We start from the raw sequence: 12,593 nt of genomic DNA, 5'->3' as shown, positions 1-12,593 counted from the left end.
AGGCTAGCCCCAGCCGAGTTCGTGCAGGCGCGTGTCGCTGATGCCGAAGTGGTGGGCGATCTCGTGCACGACCGTGACGGTGACTTCCTCGATCACGTCCTCCCTGGAGCCGCAGATATCCAGGATGGGCTGGCGGAAGATTGTGATCCGGTCCGGCAGGGAACCGGCGTCCCACCAGGAGTCCCGTTCGGTCAGCGGAACGCCCTCATACAGCCCCAGAAGCACGGTGTCCGGGTCCTCCCCGGCCTGCGGGGTGTAGTCGTCCTCGATGAAGATCGCGACATTGTTCATGGTGTTCGCCAGTTCCGGCGGGATCCGTGCCAGGGCGTCGCTGACGGCGGCCTCAAAATCCGCCTCCGACATCGGAAACGGTCCGTCGCAGGGGCCGTCACCGCCGTCCCCGCCGTCCCCGCCGTTCGGAACGATCGGCAGGCCGGGCGGGAGGGACGGAGGCATAGGGAAACTCTAGCGGGACCGGCGCCGGGTCAGTCCCACGCCCACAAGGCAGATCACGCCGCCCACCAGGCCCCAGACGGTGGGGATCTCGCCGAGGACCAGCCAGGAGATCAGGATGGTGGTGCCCGGCACCAGATAGGTGGTGGCGGCCAGGCGCCCCGCGTCAATCAGGGACAGGGCGTAGGCCCAGGTGGTGAACGCGATCGCAGTGGGGAAGATGCCCAGATAGACCAGGCCCAGGGTGGCCGGCAGGGGAGCGGCCTGCAGTTCGGTGATCAACTGGCCGCCGAAGGGGAGGCAGCAGACCGCGCCCACCATGATGCCGAACCACGTGGCCTGGGCGGCCGGGAACTTCCGCAGCACCGGCTTTTGGACGATCACGCTCACCGCCGCCAGTGCTGCGGCGAGCAGGCACAGCAGCACACCGGCCACGTCCGCCGTCGACCGCTGGCCTGAACCGAGGGCGATCACGGCCACGCCGCTGAACGCGATCAGGCTGCCGATGATGAGCCAGCGCGGGAACCCTTCCTTCAGGATCACGCCGGCCATGACGGCGACGAGGATGGGGTTGACGTTGATCAGCAGGGCCGCCGTGCCCGCGTCGAGCATGTGTTCGGCGGCGTTCAGCGCCAAGTTGTAGCCGCCGAACCACATGACGCCATAGCCCAGGATGGGCCACCATTCACGGCCCCGGGGCAGCCCCTTGAGTTTCGGCACCACCACCAGGCCCAGCACGACGGCGGCAACGGCCAGCCGGCCGAGCGTCAGGGGGCCGGGGGCGAAGCTGGGGCCCACTGCCCGGATGCCCACGAATGCGGAGGCCCAGAGGACCACGGTGACCACGACGGCGGCGATGCCGAGCCGGCTGATCGGGGCCGGCTGGCCGGGCGCTCCTGGGCGGGCCTGCCGGGGCGTGCGCGCTGGGCGGCTGGGACGGACGGGAACGGGGGCGGAAGCGGAAGCGGGGGTGGCCGCCCGGGAGGGCACTTCGTGGGTGCCGCCCGGCTGGGGGTGGTCCGGGTTGGATGAGTCTGTTGCGGTTGTTGCCATGCTGCCAATCTAGCCGTTCCCGCGCGGTCACTACTGGCGGAAATCGGCCACGTCTAAGCGGTTTACCGCCAAAGTTTCCGCCAAGCTTGCCGCCGGGCGTCAGCGGAGGACTGCCGCCGCTGTCTGGACGGCGCCCGCGACGCCGGCCAGCGCCGCCGAGCCGCGCCGCCACTGCTGCCAGTACAGGGTGACGTCCACCTGCGCGCGGGGGGACAGCGTCCGGAGCGTGCCCCTCGTGAGGTCCTCGCCGATCTCGATCTCGGGCATCATGCCCCAGCCCATGCCCAGCCGGATGGCTTCGCCGAACTCGTGGGCCGCGGGCACATAGTGCCGCGGCGGCTGCAGCGGTTTGCGGCTGAACCGCCGCAGGTAGCGGTCCTGCAGGTCGTCCTTGCGGTCGAAGACGATGACGGGGGCAGTGGCCAGCGCCTCGGCCGCTGCCCCGGCGCCGAACCAGGTGGCGGCGAAGGCCGGCGTGCAGACCGGCAGATAGCGCATGACTCCGAGCCGGCGGGAGATGCATCCGGCGGCCGGTTTGGCGGTAGCCGTGATGGCGGCCGCTGCCGCGCCGGAGCGCAGCAGCTCCAGCGAATGTTCCTGGTCTTCACGCAGAATCTCCAGCTGGACGGTGCCGCTGGCCGCCGCGAGACCGGCCAGCGCCCAGGTGTGCAGCGAATCGCTGTTAATGACCAGCGTCAGGCGCGTCCGGTCCGGGGGCTGGTCCGGCTGCAGTTCCTCCGCGAGGTCGGCCGAGAGCAGTTCCAGCTGCCGGGCGAACCGCACCACTGCCTGGCCGGACTCCGTGAGCCCGGCCGGCCGCGCCCGGGTCAGGACCGGCCGGCCGACGGCGGCCTCGAGGGCGCGGATCCGCTGGCTGATGGCCGAGGGCGTGACGGACAGGTGGGCCGCCGCCGCGTCGAAGCTTCCGTGCGCCATGATGGCGGCCAGGGTCCGGGCCTGCTCGGGTGAGATGTCGATCATTAGCTCATCTTATGTATCCCCACAAACTTTAACTGGTTTCATCTCAGGCCTGCCCCTACCGTGGAGTGGTGATGCTCCCCCTGTTCTCCGGGCTCTCAGCCGGACTGTCCCTCATTGTCGCCATAGGCGCGCAGAACGCGTTTGTTCTGCGCCAAGGCATCCAGCGTTCCCACGTCGCGCTGGTGGTGGCCGTCTGCGCAGTGTCGGACCTGGTGCTCATTGTGCTGGGTGTTGCGGGTATCGGCGTCCTCCTGGACCGGGCGCCGGCGGCCCTCGTGGTGATCCGCTGGGCCGGCGTCGCCTTCCTCTGCGCCTACGGGGCGCTCGCGGCCCGGCGCGCGGTCCGCGGGGAGCAAATGGAGAACCCCGGTGCCAAGCCGGTTGGCAGCCGGGCCGCCGTTCTGGGCACATGCCTGGCCTTCACCTGGCTGAACCCGCACGTCTATCTGGACACGGTGTTGCTGCTCGGGTCCCTCGCCGCCGCGCAGGGCGAGTCCGGGCGCTGGTGGTTCGCCGCCGGGGCCGGCCTTGGCAGTATTGCCTGGTTCACCGCGCTGGGCGCCGGGGCGCGATATCTGACAACCCTGTTCCGGCGGCGATCGGCCTGGCGGGTGCTCGACGCCGGGATCGCCGTCGTGATGTTCACCCTGGCGGTGCTGCTGGTCACCTGAGCGCGGGGCGGCTGTTATTTTCCGCGTCCGGCCCACTCCAACAGCCGGTCCAGCGGCCAGGTGGTGACGATCCGCTCGGCGGGCACGCCGTTCGAGGCCGCACGCTCGGCGCCGTATTGCAGGAAATCCAGCTGGCCCGGCGCGTGGGCGTCACTGTCGATGCTGAAGAGGCAGCCGGCTTCGAGGGCCAGCCGGATCAGTTCGTCCGGCGGGTCCTGTCGTTCGGGGCGGGAATTGATTTCGACGGCGACATCGTTTCCGGCGCACGCGGCGAAGACGCGCTCGGCGTCGAACTCGGACTGCGGCCGGGTGCCCCGCGATCCCTGCAGCAGCCGGCCGGTGCAGTGGCCGAGGACGTTCATGTGCGGGTCCTGGATGGCACCCAGCATCCGGTCGGTCATCGTGTGCCGGTCGGAGCGGAGCTTTGAGTGGACGCTGGCCACCACGATGTCCAGCCGGTCCAGCATGTCCGGGGTCTGATCCAGGGTGCCGTCCTCCAGGATGTCCACCTCGATCCCGGCCAGGAGGCGGAAGTCCCCGCAGCCTGCGTTGATGCCGGCAACCACGTCCAGCTGTTCCCGCAGGCGTTCGGCGCTCAGTCCGTTGGCGATCTTGAGGCTGGGGGAGTGGTCCGTCAGGGCGAGATAGTCCCTGCCCAGGGTCCGGGCGGCGTCAGCCATGAGCCCGATCGGGGACCCGCCGTCGGACCAGTCGCTGTGGCTGTGCAGGTCACCGCGCAGTGCGGAGCGAAGTTCGGCCCCGCCGTGTGCGAGGGGCTGCTGCCCGCGTTCCCGCAGGCCCGCCAGGTAGTCGGGGACGCCGCCGTCGACCGCTTGCCTGATGACTTCGAAGGTGCGCTCCCCGATCCCCTTCATGCTCTTCAGCCGGCCGTTGCGGGCCCGCTCCGCGACCTCATCCGGGTCCAGGGCCCCGATAATCCCGGCGGCCTTTCGGAACGCTTGAATCTTGAACGTGGGGGCCAGTTCGCGTTCCAGCCAGAACGCAATCTCATTGAGGGCGTCAACGGCATCCATCAGTCCATCTTGCACCCACCCCGCGCTCGTCTTGCACCGGCGGGCCGCTGATTTTGGATATTCCGGGGGTCTGCCCTTATAGTTTTATAGTCCCGTTCGGAGGAACCCGCGAGGAAAAAAACGACAGGCTTCGGCCCTTAATTTTTGCCCTGATGTGTTCAACCGGATGGAGTTCTGGCCCCCATCGTCTAGCGGCCTAGGACACCGCCCTTTCACGGCGGCGGCACGGGTTCGAATCCCGTTGGGGGTACGCAGGGAACTGGTCGGGCCGGATGAAAAAGTCTGGTAGGCTAAAGGCCTTGAAAAATTGCGGTAGCGATACTGCAAGCAGCAAGAACAAGCAGTAAACAAGCAAGGCCCTGTAGCGCAGTTGGTTAGCGCGCCGCCCTGTCACGGCGGAGGTCGCGGGTTCAAGTCCCGTCAGGGTCGCTCTGATTGTCGGAAGAAGTTCCGGCTGTCAAGGTGACATGTCACCTAGGCTCTGTAGCTCAGTTGGTAGAGCGTTCGACTGAAAATCGAAAGGTCACCGGATCGACGCCGGTCGGAGCCACCAGCTAGAACCCCGCAGTTCCCAGTGTTTACACGGGAACTGCGGGGTTTTTTCGTTGTCTGGTGGACCCGGCGATTCAGTCTGAAGACGGCAAAATCAATCCAGATCTGTGACGGACCTCTGGCATTCCCTGGGTAAAAGGCGGAACTGGCATAAGGTCGCCGGCGTAGGCGGACGAGCAGCCCGGCCTATTGCAGGGCTGGGCCGGGCCTACAGCAGCAACCTCGTCGCGTCCCATACAAAACGCAGGCCTGACTCGAACTGCCGATGCGGGGTGGGCGGCGACCCGCTGCACTCTATATTCGACAACACGTGCGGTACGAAGGCACAGCCGATTGGGGCTAGATCGCTTCGGCAACGTGGGGAGTTCCGGGGTCAAGCAACAGCCGCAGCCAGTATTCGGTCTGGGCCACGTGCGAAGCGGCGGCACTCTGGGCCGCAATGGGATCCCGCGCAATGATCGCGGCCGCAATGCTTCGGTGGCCGGCGTCGCTGGCGGCGCGGACTTCGGCGGCCGCGGTCCCCTCCATGATCTTGTAGTGGCTGCCACGGGACCGGAAGACATCAATGAGGGATGTGATTGTCGGGTTGCCGCCGGCGTCGCAAATCAGCCGGTGGAACTGGCTGTCGAGATCTGCCGCGAGGCGGGGATCAGGTTCGTCTTCCATCCGGACAATTAGCGAGTTTAGGCTGTCCGCCAGTGCGGGTGTGCAGCGGGCTGCCGCCTGCGCGGCCATGTGCGCCTCCAGAACCCTTCGGATCTCAAAGAGTTGCAGGAGGCTGTCCAGCGGTAGCAGATCAACCGTCAGCGAGAAATTCCGGATGACCTGGGCGGGGTCGAGCCTGGACAAATAAGTTCCGGAGCCGTGACGAGATTCAATGACGCCCAGCGCACTCAATGTGCGCACGGCCTCCCGGAGCGAACTGCGGGACACGTTCAGGCGCGCGCAAAGTTCCGTCTCTGACGGAAACTTCTCCCCAGGAGTAACTTCGCCAGCCGCAATCATCCGTCGCAGCCCGTCGAGGGCTTCATTCAGTACCGTCATGCCGCATAGTCCCCTCATCGGTTTACTCCCGCGCCGGGAACCGCGTTACACCGACGCTAACCCTACCGACGATACTCCTCAGATGACTTTTATGCTCCTCTCGTCCTAGCTCGCTCACCGCGCGAATATGAAGCGATGAATCGATCCAAAAAAACTCGAGGCGCAGCTCTTGCGAAAAGTGGTCTGATGACTATGCTTGTGCGAACTACGGGACAGAGAAGTTCCGCTGAAGCGACGTTGATTGGAGTCCGATGGTTCCCGGGGCGGCAATGCCGAAGGTCTCACGCAAGGATCCCGAAGGTTCCGGGGGCCCTGACGCCGGCCGTTTTCCCGGGGCCGGTGCGGCGCCGCGGCGGCCCGAGGCGATGTTAACCCCTGAAGGAGCGCCGGCCAGCACGGATTTTTCCCTCGCTGCGGGTGTACGGCACATCAACCATGGATCTTTCGGCGCCGTTCCGTCGGCTGCGCTGCGGGCCCAGCGTGAGCTCTCCGGCATCATGAATGCCAACCCCTGTGACTGGTTCATGGACATGCCCGGCAAGGTAGCACCGGCCCGGCGCCGGATTGCCGCGTACCTGGGCGCACCGCAGGACGCCACGGCGCTGGTGCCCAACGCAAGCGCCGGCGCCAGCGTTGTCTACAACAATGTCCCCGCCTGGCGCGGCATGGAAATCGTCACCACAGACCACAGCTATGGCGCCATACTGATGGGAGCTCAGCGGCTGGCCGCGCGCTGGGAGGGCTCCGTAAACTCCGTCCACATTCCCTTGGACGCTTCGGACGACGAAGTTTTCGACCGGGTAACGGGGACCCTAAACGAGAACACTGCGCTGGTGGTCATCGACCATGTCACCTCGGCAACCGCGCGGGTACTGCCGGCCGGACGGATCGCGGCCGAGGGCCGTCGGCGCGGCATCCCTGTGCTGGTCGACGCCGCCCATTCCCCGGGGTTGTTTGCCGAACCACTCGCCGGGATCGGTGCGGACTTTTGGGTCGGCAACCTCCATAAGTTTGCCTGCGCCCCCCGCGGGACTGCTGCCCTCGTTGCCTCCGGCCCGCACACCCAGGTTTTGTACCCGCTCATCGACTCGTGGGGGGCCCCAGAGCCGTTCCCTGCACGTTTCGACCAGCAGGGAACGATTGATATCACTTCGTACCTGGCGGCCCCTGTCGCGATGGCGACGCTGGAGCAACGGTATGGATGGGATGAGATGCGCCGGTACATTACCGAACTGGCCGACTATGCCCAATCCATCGTGGTGGGTGCGCTGACCGCCGCCACCGGCGAGGATGCTGCGGTGTCCGTCGGGGTCCCCGTGAACGGGCTCCGGCTCGTCCGCCTGCCGGCCGGTCTGGTTGAAACGCAGGAAGAGGCGCATTGGCTCCGGCACATCATCGCCGCCCAGTTGGGCATCGAATCCGCGATCACCCATTGGGGAGGGCATGGATACCTCCGGCTCTCAACCCACGTCTACAACACCGCGGACGATTTCGAGGACTTCGTCGAACGGGCCGTCCCGTTCATCGTGGAACTCGGTCGAACGGAAAGGCGAAAGTAAATACCTCCACCATCAGTGACAGTGGCACCACCGCCAACGAAAAGGAGCACGGCATGTCAAACAAATTGTTCAGGGGCGCGGCGATTGGGTTGGCTGCCGCGCTGACGATGACCGGCTGCGGCCCGGGCGACGCTAACGGAAGCGGTGACGGAAAGGTCACCCTCAACATGGTCGAAAGCCTCACCAGCCCGGCGCGCACAACCCTGATCAAGAGCCAGTTGGCAGACTTCCAGAAGGCCAATCCGAACATCACCGTAAACCTGATTTCGCCGCCCACCGACTCGGCCGACCAGAAGATTCAGCAAATGCTGCAGTCCGGCAAGGGCATCGACGTCCTAGAAGCCAGGGACATCACCGTTGGACCGTTCAGCTCCAATGGCTGGCTATACGACATGAAGAGCGATCTTCAGGGCTGGGACGGATGGAACGATCTGACGGACAACGCCAAGAGCTACGCCACCCAGAACGGCAAGGCGTACTACGTTCCGTACGGTTTCTATGGGTTGAGCACCTACTACCGCACGGACTTGATCAAGCAGTCCGGCTTCGACTCGCCGCCCCACAGCTGGGATGACCTGATCAAGCAGGCGGAGAAGATTAACGATCCATCGAAGAACCAGTACGGCTACGCCTTCCGCGGCGGCAAAAACGGCAACACCAACGCCGTCGCGATCATTGAGGCGTACGTTGCAGACAAACTCGACACCAAGAATGCGTTCAAGCTCAAGGACGGCAGCACCATCTTCTCCGCCCCCGAGGCGAAGACGGCGATGCAGTCGTATATTGAGCTTTTCAAGAATGGCTCCCCGCCGTCCTCCATCGCCTGGGGCTATCCGGAGATGGTGCAGGGGTTCAGCTCCGGTTCCACCGCGTTCCTCCTTCAGGACCCCGAGGTAATCGAGACGCTCGGCCAGTCCCAATCCATCACCAAGGACCAGTGGAGTACCACCCCACTACTGGTGGGGCCGTCTGGGAAAGCAGCCCAGCCCGTGGCCACCGCCGGCTGGGGTATCGCCCAGAGCAGCCAGCACAAAGCCGAGGCTCTGAAGCTGACCGAATTTCTTACCTCCGGTCCACGCACTGTGGAATTCGCCAAGAAGAACTCACTCGTCCCGATCGTGAAGAGCGCTACGGACGATCCTTTCTTCAAAACCGGTCCCTGGGCGGCCTACGTGACCATGAACCAGCACCCCGACACGTACCTGAACGTGATCCAGCCGCGAACCGTCTCATGGTGGAGCGAGTGGGTTACTAAGTCCGATTCAGAACTCCAGCAGGCTCTCACCGGCAAGATGACCACCGACCAACTCTTGGCCAGCTGGGACCAGTACTGGACGGCCAAGTGGAAGACCGCCGGACAGTCATGACGGTTAAAACTACGGAGGGTGAGGTTCGTCTGCCGGCAACGGCCGACGGCCCTCGCCGCCGCGGCGGACCGGGGCGCCGCCGATCGTTCACCGCCAGACGGGGATTGACCATCGCCGGTTTCCTGGCCCCGGCTGCCGTCTTCGTATCGGTGTTCACGTATTACCCGATGCTCTTCGGCAGCCAGATGGCGTTTCGCAACTGGAACCTGAACGACCTGAGCAACACTGATTGGATCGGTTTCGACAACTTCGTGGCCATCTTCGGATCCGACCAGTTTTGGACGGCGCTGGTCAACTCGGCGACCTGGGTTATCGGCTCGCTGATTCCCCAGTTCCTGATCGGGTTCTCGCTCGCCCTACTGCTGCGACGGAGGTTCTTCCTCCGCGGGCCGTATCAGGCCTTCATCTTCTTCCCGTGGGCCGTCTCCGGGTTCCTCATCGGAATCCTCTTCCGTTGGATGTTCAATGGCGAGTTCGGCGTAGTGAACGACTTGCTGATGAAGGCGCATCTAATCCAGAGTCCGCTACCATGGCTGGCCGACCCTTCGCTGGCCATGGTGGCAATCATCATCGCCAATGTCTGGTACGGGGTGACCTTCTTCGCCATCATGATCCTGGCCGCGTTGCAGTCCGTCCCGGATGAGCTGTACGAGTCCGCAAGCATGGACGGCGCCGGCAGGGCCCGCACGCTGTTCAGCGTGACGGTGCCCTACATCCGCACCACGCTTGCGCTGACCGTGCTGCTGCGCGTGATTTGGATCTTCAATTTCCCCGACATCATTTACGGCATGACGGGCGGGGGACCGGCGGGCCAGACTCACATCGTCACGACTTTCATGATTGAAAAGACCCAGCAGGGCGACTATGGCGTCGCGTCCGCGATCGGCCTAATCATGCTGTTCATCATGCTTGTCTTCGCAGTCTTTTACCTGCAGATCGTGCACGGGAGGAAAACCACATGATGCACAAGACGACGCTGCCTGGCCGGACTGCCAAGTTCGGATTCCTCGGGCTGTGGCTGGTCATCACGTTGTTTCCGCTGTACTGGATCACCGTCACGGCGCTGAAGAGCCCGGGCGCGATCTATAAGTTCCCGCTCCAGTACTGGCCGGAAAAGATCTCCTTCGACAACTTTGCTGGCCTGTTCAACCAAGCCAACTTCGGTCTGTACATGGTCAACAGCCTGGTCGCGGCGAGCGTTTCTGGGGCAGTTGTGACCGTCATTTCCCTTCTCGCCGGGTACATCATCGCCAGGTTCGAGTTCGCGTCCAAGGGGGCGGTCGTCATGGCGTTCCTCGTTACCCAGATGATCCCGGCCTTCATCGCCCTCGGGCCGCTCTACATGATGATGACCAACCTTAACCTGGTTGACACGCGCGGCGGCCTGATAGTGGTCTACATCGCCATGTGCATCCCCTTCAGCACCATCATGCTGCGCGGGTTTTTCGACAACGTGCCAGACGCACTCGAGGAAGCGGCGATGATTGACGGCTGCTCGCGGCTGGTTGCGCTATTTCGCGTACTAGTGCCTGTCATGCTCCCCGGGATCACCGCGGCCTTCATTTTCAACTTCGTGAACTGCTGGAACGAGTTGTTCTTGTCCGTCACCCTCATGAATTCGGATTCCAACAAAACGGTGCCCACAGCGATCAGCGGCTTCATTACTAGCTACAACATCGAGTGGGGGCCGATGTCCGCAGCCGCCGTGATGACGGTGGTTCCCACCTTGATCATGTTTGCGTTCGCGAGCAAATACATCGTCCAAGGCCTGACGGCGGGCGCCGTGAAGGGCTAGTCCCGGAGCTGGATTATTCGCTGCGTGCCCCTCCGTCCGCGGCCGCACCTGTGGAGGTTCCGCTGAGGGTGTCGATGTAATCCAGCGTTTTGGGACTGACATGCCGCACGGCCCCAAGAGCCTCCCGGAGCAGGGCCCTCCTGGCCTGATCACCGAGCGCTGCCCGGAGCTCCGTCACCGTCTCGATGCCCTCACGCTCGAGCACTCCCGTCATGTCCTCTACCTGGGCGAGGCGGCCGGGCGAGGGCCAGCTGATAACTTCCGAGAGGGTCCCCGTGTCGAGTCCCCGGCGGAATCCGCTGGTCGTTGCCGCATCAGGCCACTCCGCAATCAGCGCGAGAACACGCGGCTGGACGGTCGCGTGGTAGTTCTGTCGCCGCTGCAGCGCGGCATCGACAATGATGGCCCCGATGTGGTCCCAACCACGAACTTCGGTCGAGGCGTCCGCGCCCTGAGCGCCTAATTCTGCCGGGATGTCGGCACCATCATTGTCGGTAGTCATATGTGAATACTCCCATGTGCCAGTGGTGAACGTGTGAAAGTGGCAGCGGAGGACAGGAAACCCTTCAAACCAATCCCGGCGATCACGAACCTCCGAAAACGGCAGAACAAGCGACGGAGCCTAGCGGCTGCTCACCTGACCGAACAGCTTCGCGATGGGTGCGAGCACGAGCGGCCGGGCGGCGTACCACCCGGCCGCCGTGATGGCGATTGCGGCAGCGAAGAGCCAGAACCCGACCCAGTTCACCTCGTCGGTACCGCCGAACATGTGGTTCAGGTTGCGCAGGGCACCGGTCGAGAACACCAGGAACACGTGGACCAGGATGAACAGCACGAAAAACAGCATCGTCGGGAAGTGAATCGCGCGCGCCACCTCCACCGGGTAGACCTTGTTCAGGGTCTTCGCGTTCTTCGGCCAGAACTCGCTCATGCGCACACCCGTGATCGCCGCGAGCGGGGCAGCGACGAACACCACGAGGAAGTACATGATCTGCTGCAGGCTGTTGTAGTTGACCCAGCCGGACTCCACCGGCCAGTCCAGTGTCATGTACTGCAGGAGCGCGGAGAGCGCGTTCGGGAACGCCTCCCAGCTGCTCGGCACGATCCGCAGCCAGCGGCCTGACGCAAACAGCAGCACCACGAAAATGAGGCCGTTGGCCAGCCATAAAATGTCGAGCGACTGGTGCAGCCACAGATTGATGCTGATCTTCTTGCCGCCACCCTTCGGCGTCCAATACGCCGGAGGCTTCTGCTGGGTGCGCACCTGGTATCCGGAGCGAATGATGAGAACCATCAGGAAAATGTTGAAGAAGTGCGCCCACTGCGCCCACCACGGGAATCCGGGCTGGGCCGTCTCGGGCAGCTGATACGCGCCGGGATACCTCTTGAGGAACTCCGGCACACCGGGCAGCGTGGTCACGCCGCGCGCGGCGAGCACAAGAATCCCGGCCGCGGCCACGGCGCCGAGCGCGAGGAGCACGGCGAGCTTGATCCACTGTCCCGCGGTGCGCGATCCGTAGAGCCTCGCCTCGGCCTTTGGCCGCGCGGGCTTTTCCGCGGCGACGGGCGCTGCGGCCGATGCTGGAGCGGCTGCGCTCGTGGCTGCGCTCGTGGTCCGACGCGGCGCCGCGTCGGCAACGGCCTCAGCCACGCCGGCAGCCGGGGCCGGGGCCTCCGCCACGCCGGCGGCCGGGGCCGGGGCAGAGGTCTGTGCCACGAGTTCTGGTTCCGTCTTCACCGCAGGGGCTGCAGCGGCCGCAGGGGCAAGTCCGGCCGGCGGCCACGGTTCGCCGTCGGGGACACGGGGAAGCCCGCGACGCAACGGGGTGGTTCCCGTGGCCAGTGTGGCCGGAGCAACTGCGGACGACGTCGGTCCCGGCGCGGCTTGCGCAGTTGCAGCGGCAGCCGGCGCGGGCGTGGCGACTGCGGGGGGCGTCCCGGGCAATGCCGCCACTGACACCGAAACCTCGCCCGCTGGTGGCCAAGGCTCGCCGCCCGGCACGCGCGGAAGGCCACGGCGCAGCTGCCGCGTCCACGCGGCGCCCTGACTCACTGCAGCGGCGGCGTTCACCGCAGGGGCCGCA

General features: G+C 65.1%; 12 protein-coding genes and 3 tRNA genes. 8 read left to right on the top strand and 7 right to left on the bottom strand.

What is annotated here, in order from left to right; genetic code table 11:
- Positions 1 to 3: 3 nt before the first annotated feature.
- The 3 genes from C8D78_RS08050 to C8D78_RS08040 all read right to left on the bottom strand — a co-directional run bounded on the left by C8D78_RS08050 (position 4) and on the right by C8D78_RS08040 (position 2,487).
- Complete coding sequence (locus C8D78_RS08050; protein ID WP_120952078.1) at positions 4 to 456, bottom strand: metallopeptidase family protein; 453 nt, start codon at positions 454 to 456, stop codon at positions 4 to 6.
- A gap of 9 nt (positions 457 to 465) precedes the next feature.
- Positions 466 to 1,506: a DMT family transporter gene (locus C8D78_RS08045; RefSeq protein ID WP_244208311.1), complete on the bottom strand. Its 1,041-nt coding sequence runs from the start codon at positions 1,504 to 1,506 to the stop codon at positions 466 to 468.
- 99 nt (positions 1,507 to 1,605) lie between these two features.
- Positions 1,606 to 2,487 (bottom strand): ArgP/LysG family DNA-binding transcriptional regulator, encoded by an 882-nt coding sequence (locus C8D78_RS08040; RefSeq protein ID WP_120952075.1) that lies wholly within the window; start codon positions 2,485 to 2,487, stop codon positions 1,606 to 1,608.
- A gap of 71 nt (positions 2,488 to 2,558) precedes the next feature.
- On the opposite strand from C8D78_RS08040, the gene C8D78_RS08035 reads away from it, so the two are divergent.
- Positions 2,559 to 3,158 carry a LysE/ArgO family amino acid transporter gene (locus C8D78_RS08035; protein WP_208641922.1) on the top strand — a complete coding sequence of 200 codons (600 nt, stop codon included), beginning with the start codon at positions 2,559 to 2,561 and terminating at the stop codon, positions 3,156 to 3,158.
- 14 nt (positions 3,159 to 3,172) lie between these two features.
- Here the strand turns inward: C8D78_RS08035 and C8D78_RS08030 are convergent, their stop codons facing one another.
- Entirely contained in the window at positions 3,173 to 4,192 is a 1,020-nt protein-coding gene (locus C8D78_RS08030) for a PHP domain-containing protein (RefSeq protein WP_120952070.1), read from the bottom strand.
- Positions 4,193 to 4,369: 177 nt separating this feature from the next.
- Between C8D78_RS08030 and C8D78_RS08025 the strand changes: the two genes are divergently transcribed.
- The 3 genes from C8D78_RS08025 to C8D78_RS08015 all read left to right on the top strand — a co-directional run bounded on the left by C8D78_RS08025 (position 4,370) and on the right by C8D78_RS08015 (position 4,745).
- Positions 4,370 to 4,442, top strand: a tRNA-Glu gene (locus tag C8D78_RS08025).
- Positions 4,443 to 4,547: 105 nt separating this feature from the next.
- A tRNA-Asp gene (locus tag C8D78_RS08020) sits at positions 4,548 to 4,621 on the top strand.
- A gap of 48 nt (positions 4,622 to 4,669) precedes the next feature.
- Positions 4,670 to 4,745: transfer RNA gene (locus C8D78_RS08015), tRNA-Phe, on the top strand.
- Between the two features lie 338 nt (positions 4,746 to 5,083).
- Here C8D78_RS08015 and C8D78_RS08010 read toward each other — a convergent pair.
- Positions 5,084 to 5,788, bottom strand: a complete 705-nt coding sequence (locus tag C8D78_RS08010; protein ID WP_120952067.1) for a FadR/GntR family transcriptional regulator — start codon at positions 5,786 to 5,788, stop codon at positions 5,084 to 5,086.
- 365 nt (positions 5,789 to 6,153) lie between these two features.
- On the opposite strand from C8D78_RS08010, the gene C8D78_RS08005 reads away from it, so the two are divergent.
- The 4 genes from C8D78_RS08005 to C8D78_RS07990 all read left to right on the top strand — a co-directional run bounded on the left by C8D78_RS08005 (position 6,154) and on the right by C8D78_RS07990 (position 10,509).
- Positions 6,154 to 7,347 carry an aminotransferase class V-fold PLP-dependent enzyme gene (locus C8D78_RS08005; RefSeq protein WP_167467881.1) on the top strand — a complete coding sequence of 398 codons (1,194 nt, stop codon included), beginning with the start codon at positions 6,154 to 6,156 and terminating at the stop codon, positions 7,345 to 7,347.
- A 53-nt stretch (positions 7,348 to 7,400) separates the two neighbouring features.
- Positions 7,401 to 8,714, top strand: a complete 1,314-nt coding sequence (locus tag C8D78_RS08000; protein ID WP_120952064.1) for an ABC transporter substrate-binding protein — start codon at positions 7,401 to 7,403, stop codon at positions 8,712 to 8,714.
- Positions 8,715 to 8,818: 104 nt separating this feature from the next.
- Complete coding sequence (locus C8D78_RS07995; protein ID WP_244208310.1) at positions 8,819 to 9,676, top strand: carbohydrate ABC transporter permease; 858 nt, start codon at positions 8,819 to 8,821, stop codon at positions 9,674 to 9,676.
- Complete coding sequence (locus C8D78_RS07990; protein WP_120952058.1) at positions 9,673 to 10,509, top strand: carbohydrate ABC transporter permease; 837 nt, start codon at positions 9,673 to 9,675, stop codon at positions 10,507 to 10,509. The genes C8D78_RS07995 and C8D78_RS07990 overlap by 4 nt, the downstream gene beginning before the upstream one ends.
- A gap of 13 nt (positions 10,510 to 10,522) precedes the next feature.
- On the opposite strand, the gene C8D78_RS07985 is transcribed toward C8D78_RS07990, so the two are convergent.
- Entirely contained in the window at positions 10,523 to 11,011 is a 489-nt protein-coding gene (locus tag C8D78_RS07985; RefSeq protein ID WP_120952055.1) for a hypothetical protein, read from the bottom strand.
- 120 nt (positions 11,012 to 11,131) lie between these two features.
- The gene (locus C8D78_RS19950; RefSeq protein WP_244208309.1) at positions 11,132 to 12,226 is read right to left on the bottom strand and encodes a cytochrome b/b6 domain-containing protein; all 1,095 of its coding nucleotides are present in this window, start codon (positions 12,224 to 12,226) and stop codon (positions 11,132 to 11,134) included.
- Between the last annotated feature and the right edge of the window lie 367 nt (positions 12,227 to 12,593).

The sequence above is a fragment of the Arthrobacter oryzae genome (genome assembly GCF_003634095.1).
Classification (GTDB): Bacteria; Actinomycetota; Actinomycetes; order Actinomycetales; family Micrococcaceae; genus Arthrobacter; species Arthrobacter oryzae.
This window is presented reverse-complemented; position numbering and strand designations above follow the sequence as displayed.